This is a genomic window from Bradyrhizobium yuanmingense (assembly GCF_900094575.1).
GTDB lineage: Bacteria > Pseudomonadota > Alphaproteobacteria > Rhizobiales > Xanthobacteraceae > Bradyrhizobium > Bradyrhizobium yuanmingense.
This window is the reverse complement of sequence record NZ_FMAE01000007.1, coordinates 228,295-243,436: the sequence shown is the minus strand read 5'-3', so window position 1 is coordinate 243,436 and position 15,142 is coordinate 228,295. Positions and strand designations below refer to the sequence as shown.

The window sequence follows — 15,142 nt, the reverse complement described above, 5'->3', positions numbered from 1 at the left end:
CCAAACGAAGTCGGGGCATGACAGTTCTGATGAGGGAAGATCGCGATTCCCGCAGAGCGCGACGAACTGATCAAGCAGCACGGATTCAGAGACTATTCCAACTAGTATCCGCGACACGAGTGATAGCGGCGCGAGGCTCGACTGCTCGCTCTAAAGCCGGGACGGCCAGAAGAGCGCTGCGGCCCTTCTGGCAAGGATTGGACAGTCCGGGGCGGCCGATAAGCGGCTTTTACTCAAACCGCCCGACGGGCGACTGCGAGCGCCAGTCGCGCAGAGCAGCCACAAGGTCAAATTGTCGAACAAATCCGTCGCTTTGCAATTTTTTCGGAACGATGTTGGTAGACCTAAAAAGCTTCAGGACACGCGCTCGATTGATCGGGGTCTTCAAGCCGAGCTTGGAAAGCAGTTCAAATGCTAGCCCTCCCAGAAGAATGAGGCTTATCGGAATTGTAAACTTCGGCTCTGGCAAATTGGCCACCCGGCAAAAGGCCGCGCAAATGCCTTCCGTCGTCACCGGTTCGTCGAACGCAAAATTGTAGATTGTGAGCATCTCTTCGCTGCGACGAGCGAACTCCAATGAGGCGACCAAATCTTTAACGTATCCGCAGGCTTTTTTGGTGTCTCTCCTGCCGGGATAGAAGAACGCCCTTCTCTCCAGTGATCGAGCTAACCTGGTGAAATTCCCTCGTTCCTGAAACCCAAATACAACGGCCGGCCGGACAATCACCAGCTTTCGGTCCCTCGGCTCCTCTAGTTGCCAACTCTGATGAATACCTTCGGCTAGAAGCTTCGATTTTCCATACGAACTCTCGGGGTTAGGATCCGAGAATTCTGAGATCTCATCTTCACTCGGTCCATAGACCGAGATCGAGCTTGTAAAAAGTAGCGTCTTCACTCTTGCAAGCCGGGCATATTGCGTCACGTTCAAGGCGCCGGATACGTTGGTCCAGTAGTACTCCCAGTCCTCCGGGCCCGGAGTAACGTGCACAGCCGCAAGGTTGTAAATCTCCGTAACCCCAGGTGCCAGGTCCGCCGGAATTGGCGACCTCACATCGCAAAAGATATATTCGACACCCTTGGACCTGAATCTCGGCTGCGGCGCGATATCCGCGCTTACGACTCGAACATATTTGCCTGAAGCCACAAGCTCACGAGCAAGATGTGAGCCGATGAATCCGTGGCCACCGAATATCACTGCAATTCTGCCACCGATCTCCATTAGATGCCCCTGCTTCCCTGAAATGTCATGCCTTGCCAATTAACGCGAGATATTGGTTCATAATGGTTTGTTTGTTCATGCACTCGGACACGAAAGTGCGGCCGTTCTCACCTTTTCGCTCTAACTCGTCCTTTCTATCGAGAAGGCTAGTCACTGCTTCAAACAAGCCATCCTCGTCTCCCGGCGAAACGCAAATTCCTGCTCCAGAGCGCTGCGTGAGCACGTCAAGCGGACTTCCGGCCTCCGCTATACAGACATACGGTCGTCCAGCCGCCATAATTGAGAAAAGCTTGGATGGCAGTGCGTAGTTTGCGACGTCCAGCGCTTGTGGCACCATGTGGAGAGCAGCCGCCTGCAAGCTCGGAACGAACTTGTCCGCATCCACCAGCGGCGCAAACCTGGTATTAGTCACGCCTGCCTGCTGAAACAGGCGAACGATCCGTTCTTTTTCTGAGCCGTCTCCCTGCATCACGACTTTGATGTCGGCCCTTTCGAGTGAAAGGCGTTTGATCAATGGTAGAAGCTGATCCAGATTCTGCTTCTTTCCAAAGTTTCCGGAATACATCAATGTTAGGGGGTGGACTGGAATGGGCGATTCAGACGCAGGTGAAGCCCAGATAGAAATGACGTCGATCGGGCTCGTACACCCGATCTTCTCAAGCTCGCACTTCATTCCTTCGGTCAGTACGACAACCCGATCCGACCGATTGAGTACGAAGCTCTCCACTCGCTCCATCATTCGCAATATCAGAGGGTTCTTAGCAATACCAAGTGACCGCGCTAACCCACTTTCGATATCGTGAACGATGGTTAGCACCTGTGCGCCACTCATAAGTTTTACCAATATTGCAGCGAAGACGGTCAAAATACTCGGGACGTAGGCGATAACGACGTCCGGTCTGCTGAAACGTCCGAGCAATGCTTTCCGACAAACTGAAATTACAAAGCGAATGTCGTTCTTCACGCGCTCCTTGAAGCCGCCGACGCCTCTCTCACTTACCCCGACTCGAGACACCTTGATGTTTTCAAACGTCTCTTCGTCGCGACTGCCATCGCTCCATGCACGGAAATTCTCTGCCGTGGGATAATGCGGTCGAAAAGCTATTGTGTGCAGCCGATGCCCCGCGCCCTGCAAATACCTTGCAAGGTCGGTACAATACGGCGCGGACCCTATCTCTTCCGGCCAAAAATAAGGAGACAAATAAAGAATAGTCTTCGTCAACTTAAAAACCTCAGCCCAACAGCAATTATAACCTACGACCTGACGATCGCATCCAGCCTGCGACCTCCGCTCTGCAGGAAATCATTGTACGTCGCCGCCAGACCGGACCCCAGAGTGGTGTTCGGCCGCCAACCGATCGCTCTAATCTTAGAGCTATCTAGCAGCTTGCGTGGCGTACCATCGGGTTTAGACGTGTCGAAGACCAGCTTGCCCCTGTAGCCCACAACGTCCGCAACCGTTGTCGCAAAGTCAGCAATCGACAACTCGTCTCCACTACCGACATTGATTGGAAGATCGCTTGAGTAGTGCTTCAGAAGGAAAACGCAGGCATCCGCAAAATCATCGACATTGAGGAATTCGCGGAGCGGCGTTCCGGTGCCCCACACCGAAACGCTGGGTGCATTGGCGAGCTTGGCTTCGTGGAAGCGTCGGATCAACGCGGCCGGGACGTGACTATGATCCGGATGATAATTGTCGCCACGGCCGTAGAGATTGGTCGGCATCACCGAGATGAAATCGTCGCCGAATTGCCGCCGATACGCCTGACACATCTTGAGGCCGGCAATCTTGGCGATTGCGTACCACTCGTTGGTGGGCTCTAGCGGCCCGGTCAGCAATTCGCTTTCGGCCATCGGCTGCTTGGCGTGCTTGGGATAGATGCAGGACGAACCGAGGAACAGCAGGCGCCGCACACCCACCGCGTGACTTGCGCGGATCACGCTCAATTCCAGCGCAAGGTTGTCGCAGAGAAAGTCGACGGGGAAATTGTTATTGGCTGCGATACCGCCAACCTTCGCAGCGGCATGAACCACGACGTCCGGGCGATTGGCCTCGAGCCATCTGAGCGTGGGTTCTTCCTTTGTGAGGTCCAGCTCACGCCGGTCAGCCGTGAGCACGGTGCAATTCTCTGAGGCAAGCCGGCGGACGACAGCTGATCCAACCATGCCGCGGTGACCCGCGACGAAGACACGTTTGCCCGTGAGATCGTAGGTTGAAGCCCCTGTCATCGTATCCTCTATCAGCACCCGGCTGCCTGGATCGCACCACATGGCGAGATCCGGCGACCAGCCGCTTTACGCAATCACGCTGCCGATGCAGCCCCGCCGAACTGCTAACACAATCTTCACCATGCGACAGCCTGTCCCGGCCCGACAAAGATATTCATGGTGAACCTGCGCTGCGCGCACAAATGATCAGCACACAATGAAACAAAAACGAGCAAGGCAGCCGCATCAATTGCGCGACTGCCTTGAGAACGATCGGTGACAGGCGGCAGCCGCCGCTCGGTTCACCTCGATCTTAGTACGCCCGGCGCAGGACCGGACCGACAGGCGCGCAAACGCGATCCATGTACCAGCCATAGGGCGTCTCGACCCGCACCAACGGACAGTGGCGCCGCGGCACATACCGGTAGGGGTAGGGCTGCGCCCAGAATGTAACAGGCGTCACCTGGCTGTCGCCTGTGAGCAGGGCGGCCGGCGCTGGCATCTGCATTGCGGCGCTCGCTCCGCTCGCTGCGCAGAAGGTAACGGTTGCAGCCAAAAGACCTGTTCGCATCAACGTCTTAAACATCCCAAAAAGCTCCTCGCGCTCTGCGGATTTGATTCCCGAATGCGCTCCTCAGATCCGAGCCAACCGACGTTCCCTGTCGTGAGGCCGCTCCGCGACCAGCCCAAATAGTCAACCGAACTTTACCAAGCCCACGCCCGAAAATGCAACCGATCCTGAGGCAGCCGTGGGTGTCTCGGAACGATATGGCGCCCAAGTGTGGCTTCTTGGTTCTATTTGTGCTCGCCCCAGGCGCCCGGGGCCGCGAAGGGGGGCGAACGGCGGTACACATCCCGTAGGAACTGGTAGTTAACCACCTGGCCCAAGGGCACCCCCTCCTCGCCAAGCTTGGCGAAGAGGAGGATATCCCGAAGCGTCCGCCAGCGACTTTCGTCGTAGTCGCCGATGCGGCCGCCTATGGGCACCACCAGCGGGCGCTGCTGCTGCAGGTCGAACTTGAGCCGCTCGGAATTCAGCCAAGCTGGGCCGGCGCCGGCGAGAACGGGCACGCTCCGTGCATAGTCGGCGTAGGTAAATTGCCATCCGCGAATCAGGCCCTGAAGGAAATCAGCGACAAGGGAAGGCTTGTCATGAATCAGATCATTGCTCGCGAAATAGACCTGGCCTGGGACGTGGATGCCGTAGTCCTGAGGTTTGATGACGTTCAGCTTCACGAAAGTCGAGCTGGAGGGATCGGGCTGTTCGTCGATAGCGGCAATGATCGCATCCACCTCCCCGTCCCTCAGCGCCACGAAGCTGTCGCGGTCTGGGATCTTCGCGATCTGGCTTCGAGGAAGCCCGAGCTGCGCCATCATGGCATCAAAAACGACGTCTCCCTCACTCGCCCTGCGATACCCGACCCGTTTTCCGACCAGATCAGTCGGCTTCCGCAAGCCTGAGTTTTCGAGTGTGAAGATCGCCACGGAGGTATCGAGGAAGCTTGCAGCGAAGGCTGTTACGGGAACGCCACGCCAGCTTGCCAGCAGGAAATTCTGGCCGCTCGTCACACCGATGGCGTGTTGGCGTGCAATGTTTTGGACGAAGTCAGGGTCTTCGGGCTGCGCCGACACCTCAATCCGGGAGGAAAAATATCCCTGCGTCGATGCCGCGAGCTCGCCGGCAAACCGCGCGCTATATGGCCCGTCCAGGAGGAGCTTGAGCGTGATGGACTTGGCAGCTGTGGGAGCGCGTATGGCGGCCTCATCGGGACGACAAAGGAGAAGCACAGCTCCCACCAAAGCGGCGACGGAAAGGCCAACCGCGAAGTAAGGCTTTCCTCTCGGCCGATTGCGACTTCGGTACTGAGTTCGAGGCAACGAGAACTTCCTAGCGGGTCACGAAATTTAACATATCAGTCTACGCGAAATGAGCTACAATGCAGCTTATCGGGTAAGGTTAATTTTCCCTTCTCCTTGTTGTAACAGCGGTTTCGACTGATAGCACGAATTGTGCGCGTAGTGAATTTTGCGTCAATGGATTTGGCAGGATGACGATTCTTTCCACTCGGCCGGTACCCGTCCCTGATTCTAGAACGGAAATTAGCGTGGTCGAGCCAGCTGGATTCACAGCTGCAGGCTTTGCACCTAGCTGGCTACGTCCTATAGTTGCTGAACGCTTGATGATGGTAGTCGATGCGACGCTGATCGTGGTCAGCGGGATTGGCTGCGCGGTCGGCTATCTCTTGGCGACCGCGGGTGTCGTCGGGAAGCCCGAAATCTATGCGGCGGCTAGCATTCTGGTTGCCATTAATTTCGTCCTTCTCACTATTGTGCAGCAGGGCTACCAAATCAAAACAATCACCGACCGGCCGCGCACGTTCCGCATGACGCTGACGACCTGGACCGGCCTGTTCGGCGCGCTTTTGGCGATCGCCTTCACGATGAAGGTCAGCGAGGGCTTCTCCCGCGGCGCCACGATCTCGTTCTATCTCGTCGGCCTTTTCCTGCTGCTCGCCTGGAAGACGGTGGCGGCGCGCTGGACCGCGCATGCCTTGCGCAGCGGAGCTTTCGCCAATGGCCGCGCGATCATGATCGCCGAGTTCGGCCTTGCCAGCTCTTCCAACGCGGTCGACGATCTCGGCCAGCACGGCTACCGCCTGATGCGCGTGATAGAGATCCCGGCCAAGGAGATCGCCTCGCCCCTGCTGCTGTCCTCGCTGGCGCCGCGCTTCGAGGAGCTGATCAATTACGCGCGCGAGCACCGGATCGAGCACGTCTTCCTGCTGATCAACTGGAGCCGGCAGCATGCGATCGACAGCATTCTGGACGCGCTGAAGATTCTCCCCGTGCCGGTGCACCTGGTGCCGGATCCCAACACGGCGCGTTTCTTGCGCTATCCGCTTTCCGGCGCCAGCAACACCTTCACCGCCGAGCTGCGCCGCGCCCCGCTCACTTACCGCGAACGCGCGCTCAAGCGCGCGCTGGACCTCGCCGGCGCGAGCTTTGCGCTTTTCGTGTTCGCGCCGGTGATGATGGTGACCGCCCTCCTGATCAAGCTGACTTCGAAGGGGCCGGTGTTCTTCCGCCAGACCCGCCACGGCTTTGGCGGGCGCACGTTCAAGATCTTCAAATTCCGCACCATGCGCGTGCTCGAGGACGGCCCGACGATTCAGCAGGCGCAGAAGAACGACCCGCGTGTCACGCCAATCGGCAAATGGCTGCGCAAGACCTCGATCGACGAGCTACCGCAGCTCCTCAACGTGCTCAAGGGCGACATGTCGCTGGTCGGCCCCCGCCCGCACGCGGCCGCCCACAACACCGAATATGAGCAGATCATCGGCAATTACGCCTTTCGCCACCACGTTAAGCCCGGCATCACGGGCTGGGCTCAAGTTAATGGTTACCGCGGAGAAACCCGCACACTCGAGCTGATGCAGAAGCGAGTGGAGTATGACCTTTGGTACATCAATAATTGGAGTATTTGGCTAGATCTCTCAATCTTGGTGAGAACTGCTTTAATTAGTTTTGGCCAGCCGACCGCATACTGATCGACGTCATCCAGGCAAACAAGACGATGCTCGCGGGAGCGCTAGTTTTTCAGTAAAGTAAGATCACAGGTTAAAGATTTGACTGGCTGCACAATACCGGTCGAACACGTAAGTGGCACGTTATATACAACTTGCGATCCGTTCTCCTGTAAGGCGGCTGCAATCTGCCCTTTTATGACAAAGGTGCCGGGGTGCTTGGGCGCCGGAAGAACAACATCAAATGTCCGCGTCCCATTTGACCCTTTATCTTGAGCTACGTGAAGGGCTGCTGTCACGGTCGATTCACGCGCTCCGGTCAACTGATCCGTAATTGAAACCTGAAGGGTTCGATTCTGAGTCGGGTAGGAAGGCGGAAATTGGATTGGCAGGCGCAGCCGTATCTCTCTATGTCCATTTGGCTCCGTGAGAACCTGGCTATCGCTTGTTGATGCGCCTCGGATCAAGTCCGGAGCAAGAAGCACCGGCTTTTGCATATCTCCGATGTCAGAAGAGTATCCGTAACGAGTTGGGTCCGGCGTCAACTCGCTATCGCCGCATCGACTTTTGCCCTCGTCGGAGCTAGTGAATTGGCACACGCGAACGTAATCAATCTTGAAAGACTGCGGGAACGCCCGATCTTCGATTCCATACCGGCCGGCCCAACCTCCGCCAACAGCGAAATTCAGAACGACTTGAGCCGGCGGTCCTAAATGTCCATCTTTGCGTAACCACCTATAGGGACGGCTATAAATCGGGCGACCGTCCCAAAAGAAAGTAATTTCTGTTGGAGCCCAGACCAACCCCGCCACATGCCACCCTTCATTCAGGGGGGCAGAACTTCGCATTTCCCCGTGCCTAGTCTCAAATGTGTTGTCGACAAAATTGAATGTATCTGAAGCTGGTTTCTGTGGCCCCGAGTGCAGCATCTTTTCCGTGTCATCTTTGCCATTTATCACAAATTCGAAGATGTCAACTTCCGGTGGATGCCACGTCCGCCCATCCCGATCATAATCTCCGACCAACCAGAAGGCCGGCCAGATTCCACGTCCCTTTGGCAGAAATACCCGAGCTTCGAAGTAACCATAGTAGAACGTCTGGCGGCTTCGAATCATTCCGGACTCATACGAGCCGTCGCCGACTTGCCGCGCCACCAGATCCAGCACTCCTGCGGAGAAGATGTGGTTGTTGTTGTCCCGGTACCGTTGCTTCTCGTCGTTGAAATGATCCAATGTCTCGTTCTGATAGATGTATCTGGTGGCCCATTTGGTACGGTCCAAACCGTCACGGTCGAACTCATCCGCAAACACGAGCATCCAGCCGCCGCCGAAAGCTGACGACGCAGAATTTACCAAGAATGCAAGCGAGACAGAAAAGAAGGTAGCTCGTCTAGCCCAATCTAACAAAGATGCCCCCCGATCGATGGCCAACCAGACACAAGCGAAACGCTTCGATAGCTAGCTCTGCCGACTGGTTCTTACTATACTATGCTAACGTGCCCAACTGTCCAAGCGTTTGCATTGACAGCTACGTCGTGAAGCCGCCAATGGTTGGCGCGTGAGTTGCAGGAAGGATGTGCACAACGCAGCCTGCGCAATCATCCGGTTCGACAACGGACGAAAGTAGACCGAGGTCATATTGTCTAGAATTTCAATTAGCATCATAATTACGAACTACAATTATGAGCGCTACGTTGGTCAAGCGATTGAGAGCGCTCTTCACCAGACGCGACCCGCTGATGAGATCATCGTCTTAGACGACGGTTCAACAGACGGATCCCGCCGGGTTATTTGCTCTTATGGAGACCGGATAACGCCCATTTTTCAGGCGAACGAAGGTATCAAATCGATTTCAAACACTGGCTACGGCCACTCGAATGGAATGCTGATCATCTACCTCGACGCAGATGACGTCCTGTACCCAAATGCCCTCGAGCAAGTTGAAAAAATGTATAGCCCCGGGGTCGCAAAAATTCAATTCGATCTCGATCTGATCGATCAAAATGGCTCATTTCTGGGCCGGCGCTACTGCAATTTCCCGAGACCAATAAGCGCGGCTGAGACCGCTGCATACTTTGAACGATTTGGCACCTACACTTGGCCCGTCACGTCCGGAAACGCCTACTCTCGATCGTTTCTGGAAGAAGTGATGCCACTTACTCCACCAGTTTCCCACGATGGCGCACTCAACACGATCGCGCCACTCTATGGACGGGTTGAGACAATCATCGAGCCACTTGGCCAATATCGGCTTCACAATCGCAACATCAGTCGAATCGACGACACTGGGCATATCAACATCATTCCAGATTTTGCGTCGCGCATACGAATCAGGAAGCAGGAGTTTGACTTGCTGCGCGAACACGCACGCCGGATTGGAAAGCCGCTGCCACAGAAGGACTTGCTCGATCATGAACTGGTGTTCGTGAACTACCGAATCATGGCCCGGAAGCTAGACCGCGAAGATGGGACAGACGCAGATCGCCCTCTTATGGAGCTTTGGTGGAATGCAATCTTAGTAATATGGCACGGCCCATATGGATACGGGACCGCTATGAAGCATTTGGTTTGGATCTGCTCACTGATGTCACTCCCAAACCGTTTAGCGCGACTCCTGATCCTGGCGCGCTACAGTCGAGCCCACCCGCTTTCAAATCTTCGCACGCTTCTTAGCTTTGCCCGCATGTCAACCTCGCCCTAAGCTTGGGTCCGACCACAAATGAACATTCTCTGGATCTCCGGCCGCTTACCGGGTCCGCTCTTCAGCGGCGATGCGCTATACTCTGCTGGCCTGATCAAAGCGCTCGCGAAGATGGAAGACGTAACGCTTTGCGTTCTTGGGAATCGAAGAGACAGCACCTCGGATTTTACGAAGGCAATCGGTTCTCAGCGCGTTACGTTCGTGGACTTTCCGCCGCCGCTTGGCTCCGACGCGTGGAGCATATTATCCGGCCTTCCAAAAGATGCGTTCAAACTGGCTACCCCAGATCTGCAAGCGGGACTTATCGAACTGTTGGCCCGCGACTGGGACTGGATAATAGTCGATCACGCTAACTCGGCCGGGCTCCTTCCAACAATTCTGGCCAGGCGAGGAAAAGCACGGCTCTGCTACATTGCTCACAACGCTGAAGGAAAAATTCGCCCCGAGATTGCAGCCAGCGCGACCGGCTTGCTGGTCCGCACAACCATGCGTCTCGATGCCGAGAAATATCGGAGACTCGAGAATGCGGTAGTCTCGGCGGCAGATTCCATCATCTGCATTTCCGATGCTGACGTTGGTTATTTCTCGTTGGCAAAGAACGTTCAAGTCGTCCCTCCGGTCTATTTGGGCCAATCAACTCCTTCTATAACCATTGGCGCCTCTCGTCCGAGGAGATTGCTTCTGCTGGGATCCTTCGAATGGCGTGCCAAGCAACGAAACTTGGAAAGCATAATAAAAACGGTCGGGCCACAACTAAAGAAGAGCGATATTCACCTGGACGTTGTGGGCGCAGTGCCGCGTGAGGTGACGCAGCAAGTTTCTTCCACGGCTTCAATGGTGACGTTCCACGGGCAGGTGGACGACGTTCGAGAATTGTTTCAATGCGCTCGCGGCGGCCTTGTCGCCGAAACGCTCGGGGGCGGCTTCAAACTCAAAGTACTAGACTATGCGTTTCAGGGACTGCCTATATTCGGGCTGCGAGGAGCGCTTGCCGGCACGACTGCAGAGGAACAGTCTTGCATGTTTCTAGCCGACAGCTTGGACGATCTCGGCGCAAGGATCGTTGAAAATATCGATAACACTGATCGATTGAACCGCAGCCAACGTAAACTGCACGAACTGGCTTCCAATCGCTATGGCTTGGAAATGGGCACGCGGCGCTTAAGGGACGCCTTTTTTGCGAAAGCTTGAAAGGACCAATCTTAAGCTACGAAGCATTGCGGACGTTAGTATTCTCCAACCGAGCTCGGCATCTGCCTTTGACAATGATAGAGAACCAATCCGCCTCTCATGGCTCGATTAATCGGGGTTCGATTGAAGCGCGTGAAGTCCAACTAGATATTGTTGGTGGCTTTGCCCTTAACGCCTCAATCGTATCTATTATGTTCTGCTCGCAGATTGCGGTCAACATCGGTGAGTTTCCTGTATCGGTCGATTTTATTGGCTACTTGCTTTTCGCCGCCTATCTGCCCCTCTCAGGATTTGCGACCATAAGCACGAAGACCTTCCTTTTACTCCTTATCGCGGCAATACTTGCTTGCTTCCGAATGCTCTCGCCGAACAGTCTCACATCGTGGTCGTCTTTATCGCTTTTGTTTGTACTCTACGCGCCATTTTGTCTGCGCCTACAATCCAGGAGTGGCATCGAGGAGGTAGGGAAAGTTATTCAAGCTAAGTTCATTCTGGTCGTCTGTATCATTGCAGTGATCGCAGACGTGCAGCTCGTCCTGGTTAATCTGTTTAGAGGGACAACATACTTTTCGAATATTGCTCTTGTTTTGCCGGAAGAAATTCGCGGTGCCGGAAACTATGCTTTCGTTCGAGAGGGCGGCGGCATCATCAAAGCGAACGGATTCTTTCTTCGAGAATCGTCTACTTTATCAGTAATGACCGCCATTGCACTAATGCTGGAGTTCTTCTCTAGAAGGCGACGGCTTGTTCTTTGCATCCTAATAGCAGGCCTGCTCGCTTCGGTTTCAGGCTCCGGATTGCTCATCGTCCTCTTTGGTTTTCTACTTCCCACGAGTGTTCGTCAGCTGCCGTTGTTCGTACTGGGGCTGCTCTTCGTATTCTTAGTTCTCATTTACGGCTCCGAAATCCCGGTATTAAACCTTTGGTTGGACCGAACATCAGAGTTTGAAACTCCTGGATCGAGTGGGTACGCGCGTTTCGTCGCACCTTTCCAAATGTTGGAACGCAACCTCGGTGATGGAGCATCAACCTGGCTTGGAGCTGGCGCAGGCACCTATCTTCGCACCGTAGCTGTGCTACAGCTGAAGTATGAGATCAATGATCCCACTTGGGCCAAGCTGATTTACGAGTACGGGATCAGCGGTTTTTTCTTCTTTTCGATTATCTTCATCCTCCGGCTCTATTCGAGCGCTCTCCGGAGAGAGGTCTGTGCGGCGCTATTTTATGCCTGGATGAGCGCCGGCAGCCTCCTGAAGCCTGACTTTGTTTTCATGACCTGGATATTGACTTTAGTCTCGCTTCCTCAAAATGACAGAAAGACCAGCGTCAAACGACAAATTCCCGTACCCGATCCGAGCCGAGCTCCGTATACCGCCTCCTAAGAAGCAGCCGCGGTCTCACATTTCACAGTCAGCTGAGGCCCGCGATGGAATCGAGGAGTGCACCACCTGCTCATTTTCCCTCCGAAAGCCAACAGTCCGAGACGGCGCACCGTCTTGGCACCTTCAGCAACATGGGCAGCGTCCACGTTAACGTCCTTGATCTAAGAGCCGCGACTTACATTTCGCAAAACAAGATGCAAACCTTTAGTTGATCGGCTATCGTGATATTGAAGAATTGCGAAGATTGCTGCGATAGGAGTTCTAATTGTCTCTTCGACGGGCCGCTATTAGCTCAGTCCTATGGAGCGCGCTTGAGAATGGAAGTATTGCCCTCGTCTCCTTCCTATCACTGATAATTTTCGCGAAGCTGCTCAGTCCGAGCGATTTCGGAGTGTATTCGATCGCTCTCGCCGTTATTGAAGTTGTCGGCATTTTTACAAATATGTTCTTTCACGACGCGCTGGTTCGGCAAGTCAATGCCACGGACGAGCACTTCAATAGTGCCTTCACTTTCTCAATCGTGATAAGCATCTTCTCTTTTGTTCTTCTCTATGCAGCATTCCCATTCTGTACCCTCCTAATCGATGACCACCGCATTGTAGCAGTTGGACGCATGATGGCCGCAGGATTGCTATTTTCGGCACCTGCAGCAATCTTGAGTGCTCGACAGGCTCGTCAGTTCGGTTTTAGGCTCTTAGCGCTGCGTAGCTTGTTGGGCCGCATTGCAGGGGCGACTCTAGGCATCCTCGCGGCTTTTCTCGATTTTGGGATATGGGCCCTAGTTGCCCAATTCTTATCGATGACGATCCTGGGAACTATCACCCTGGTCGCGTTCAGCGACTGGCGACCGCGATTAACCACTAAACTGTCGCCAATTTTTGACCTGCTCGAATACAGCTTTGGCGCAGTAGTTTCGCTAGCGTCGAACTTTTTAACAAAGCGCGCCTTCATATTTTTTGCTGGGACGTTTCTCGGAGTCGAGCAAGCCGGATTCTTGAGCTTGGCTTTCAGGCTTGTGGATACGGTTTGGGCAATTTCAGCCACAGCTGTTTCCCAAGTCCTGCTGCCAACGATGGCACATCTGCAACAAGATGCACGGAGGATGCTGCAAGCATACGAGACGGCTTTGGGGCTAGGATGTTTGGCCCTATTTCCGATCTTTTGCGGAATAGGCCTGATTGCACCTGAACTTGTCCTCGCGCTGTTTGGCACCAAGTGGTTGCCTGCCGCAGAACCAGCGTTCTGGCTGGGCCTGCTGGTTTTCGTCCAGTGCCCTAGAATATTTTGCACATCGCTGTTGAATGTAGGCGGGCAGGTAAAGACTGTAAGTGCAGTAAACCTTGCTACTCTCATCTACATGGCGCTGGCAATTAGCCTGACTCGTTTGCCCTCTATTCCCTGGGCCTTGGCAACGTGGTGCAGCAGCGAGGTGCTGAACTTTCTCCTGCTACAATACTTCGCGAACCGTCGCTTCGGCATATCGCTCACTCGGTTCGTTGCAGACGTTGCGCCATCGTCGATCGCTGCATGCCTCATGATCATCGCGGTCAAAGCTGCACGCGCGCAAATACCGGAAAGCGGTCCGCTACTCGTATTAGCCCTGCTCTGTTGCGCGGGATTCCTTGCCAATCTCCTATCGTTGGCTGTATTCGGAAGGAAGTCGACGCTTCAACTGGCTAGGACGATCCTGATGGTCCGAGCCAAATAGCATCCGGCGTTCTACCCGAAATGGCCCCTATGTTTGAACCAAATTCGAGTTGCCTTCGAGCCCGGAATGAAGCGCAGACTAAGATCGCTATCGGCCATGTCGCTGCCGGGAGCCAAGCTTAAATGAGCGTTGAACCCAAGCTCGTAACGGTCATCATCTGCAACTACAATTACGCGGATTATGTAGGGGAGGCGATCGCTAGCGCCCTTGCGATTGATTGGCCGAATGTAGAAGTTATCGTTATTGACGATGGCTCCACCGATAACTCGCAACGCGTGATCGAAAAGTATGTACCGCTCGGAGTGCGAGCTATCTTTGGCTCAAAGCAGGGCCAAACGGCTTCTGCAGAGCGGGCGTATAACGAAAGCCGCGGCGCTTGGATCTTATTCCTCGATGCGGATGATACAGTACATCCGGCAATCGTCCGAGAAGCCGTAGGAGTGATGAAACCTGGCTGGTCGATGATCCAGTTTCAAATGTCGACAATCGATGAAGCCGGTCGCTCATTAGGCACTATTTTCCCAAAGTACCGGAGTGACGTGACGCCTGACCTTATTCGCTATTGGGTTTCGCATACTGACAGTTATCCCACCCCTCCGAATTCAGGAAATTTCTTAGCGCGAGACTTCTTGGAGAAAATTTTCCCATTAGAGAAAGGCATGGATCGCGCCACAGACAGCTACTTTCTTTCTACTGCACCAATCTTGGGGGACGTGCTTACAGTACGTAAGCCGCTCGCCTCATACAGAATCCACGGCAGAAATTTGGGAGCTCAGTCGACAACTCTCAGCTTGAAGAAGGTTGCGACCGATTTGCAAAGGCACATCACTCGGTGCAACTATGCGACGAGATTGGCTGCAAAGTTTGGGGTAGTGATCGCAGCGGATCGATGGCGTTACGGGTTCTACAATTTGGCCATGAGGCTGACGTCTCTGCGACTAGATCCATCAGATCATCCAATACCGAACGATACAATTGCAAAGTGCCTTAGGGACGCAGTTCTTGCGTTAATTACGCCACAAGGATTAACTCTATTTCGGCATATTGGAATTTTCATATGGCTTGTTGCTGTTGCCTTATTTCCCAAACCTCTTGCACGTCGTATCGTCTCTTGGCGGTTTGTCCCATCATCGAGACCAAACCTATTGCGCCGATTAATGCAGGCCGCTTAGCGCCGGCCTTCGGCGAAACATCGACCAAGAAGAGGCTA

Annotated in this window: 11 protein-coding genes; 6 read left to right on the top strand and 5 right to left on the bottom strand. The window is 54.5% G+C overall.

Translation table 11 applies throughout. The features are described from left to right. Positions 1-229: 229 nt before the first annotated feature. The 4 genes from GA0061099_RS25735 to GA0061099_RS25715 form a co-directional block, all read right to left on the bottom strand. Complete coding sequence (locus GA0061099_RS25735; protein WP_036011210.1) at positions 230-1,219, bottom strand: NAD-dependent epimerase/dehydratase family protein; 990 nt, start codon at positions 1,217-1,219, stop codon at positions 230-232. A gap of 25 nt (positions 1,220-1,244) precedes the next feature. Next, positions 1,245-2,441: a glycosyltransferase family 4 protein gene (locus GA0061099_RS25730; RefSeq protein ID WP_074448110.1), complete on the bottom strand. Its 1,197-nt coding sequence runs from the start codon at positions 2,439-2,441 to the stop codon at positions 1,245-1,247. A 32-nt stretch (positions 2,442-2,473) separates the two neighbouring features. Continuing rightward, positions 2,474-3,448, bottom strand: a complete 975-nt coding sequence (locus GA0061099_RS25725) for a GDP-L-fucose synthase family protein (RefSeq protein ID WP_036011309.1) — start codon at positions 3,446-3,448, stop codon at positions 2,474-2,476. A gap of 774 nt (positions 3,449-4,222) precedes the next feature. Beyond that, on the bottom strand, positions 4,223-5,215 hold the full coding sequence (locus tag GA0061099_RS25715; protein WP_240538164.1) for an ABC transporter substrate-binding protein: 993 nt from the start codon (positions 5,213-5,215) through the stop codon (positions 4,223-4,225). Positions 5,216-5,607: 392 nt separating this feature from the next. Here GA0061099_RS25715 and GA0061099_RS25710 point away from each other — a divergent pair, with 392 nt between their 5' ends. Beyond that, on the top strand, positions 5,608-6,975 hold the full coding sequence (locus GA0061099_RS25710; protein ID WP_036011313.1) for an undecaprenyl-phosphate glucose phosphotransferase: 1,368 nt from the start codon (positions 5,608-5,610) through the stop codon (positions 6,973-6,975). Between the two features lie 41 nt (positions 6,976-7,016). Here GA0061099_RS25710 and GA0061099_RS25705 read toward each other — a convergent pair whose 3' ends face one another. Beyond that, the gene (locus tag GA0061099_RS25705; protein ID WP_074448109.1) at positions 7,017-8,267 is read right to left on the bottom strand and encodes a glycoside hydrolase family 16 protein; all 1,251 of its coding nucleotides are present in this window, start codon (positions 8,265-8,267) and stop codon (positions 7,017-7,019) included. Positions 8,268-8,589: 322 nt separating this feature from the next. Here GA0061099_RS25705 and GA0061099_RS25700 point away from each other — a divergent pair, with 322 nt between their 5' ends. The 5 genes from GA0061099_RS25700 to GA0061099_RS25680 all read left to right on the top strand — a co-directional run bounded on the left by GA0061099_RS25700 (position 8,590) and on the right by GA0061099_RS25680 (position 15,104). Further along, positions 8,590-9,651 carry a glycosyltransferase gene (locus GA0061099_RS25700; protein ID WP_074448108.1) on the top strand — a complete coding sequence of 354 codons (1,062 nt, stop codon included), beginning with the start codon at positions 8,590-8,592 and terminating at the stop codon, positions 9,649-9,651. Between the two features lie 18 nt (positions 9,652-9,669). Then, complete coding sequence (locus tag GA0061099_RS25695) at positions 9,670-10,842, top strand: glycosyltransferase (RefSeq protein WP_036011225.1); 1,173 nt, start codon at positions 9,670-9,672, stop codon at positions 10,840-10,842. A gap of 74 nt (positions 10,843-10,916) precedes the next feature. Then, a complete protein-coding gene (locus GA0061099_RS25690) occupies positions 10,917-12,224 on the top strand; it encodes a hypothetical protein (RefSeq protein WP_141697672.1) in 1,308 nt (435 codons plus the stop codon). Between the two features lie 265 nt (positions 12,225-12,489). Continuing rightward, complete coding sequence (locus GA0061099_RS25685; protein WP_036011231.1) at positions 12,490-13,932, top strand: oligosaccharide flippase family protein; 1,443 nt, start codon at positions 12,490-12,492, stop codon at positions 13,930-13,932. Positions 13,933-14,054: 122 nt separating this feature from the next. Next, a complete protein-coding gene (locus GA0061099_RS25680; protein ID WP_074448107.1) occupies positions 14,055-15,104 on the top strand; it encodes a glycosyltransferase family 2 protein in 1,050 nt (349 codons plus the stop codon). The last annotated feature ends 38 nt before the right edge of the window (positions 15,105-15,142 follow it).

What these genes read in the sequence shown, in the direction of transcription:
- GA0061099_RS25735 (WP_036011210.1), bottom strand. Translation starts at nt 1,219, where the DNA reads ATGGAGATCGGTGGCAGAATTGCAGTGATATTCGGTGGCCACGGATTC.
- GA0061099_RS25725 (WP_036011309.1), bottom strand. Translation starts at nt 3,448, where the DNA reads ATGACAGGGGCTTCAACCTACGATCTCACGGGCAAACGTGTCTTCGTC.
- GA0061099_RS25710 (WP_036011313.1), top strand. Translation starts at nt 5,608, where the DNA reads ATGATGGTAGTCGATGCGACGCTGATCGTGGTCAGCGGGATTGGCTGC.
- GA0061099_RS25705 (WP_074448109.1), bottom strand. Translation starts at nt 8,267, where the DNA reads ATGCTCGTGTTTGCGGATGAGTTCGACCGTGACGGTTTGGACCGTACC.
- GA0061099_RS25695 (WP_036011225.1), top strand. Translation starts at nt 9,670, where the DNA reads ATGAACATTCTCTGGATCTCCGGCCGCTTACCGGGTCCGCTCTTCAGC.
- GA0061099_RS25690 (WP_141697672.1), top strand. Translation starts at nt 10,917, where the DNA reads ATGATAGAGAACCAATCCGCCTCTCATGGCTCGATTAATCGGGGTTCG.
- GA0061099_RS25680 (WP_074448107.1), top strand. Translation starts at nt 14,055, where the DNA reads ATGAGCGTTGAACCCAAGCTCGTAACGGTCATCATCTGCAACTACAAT.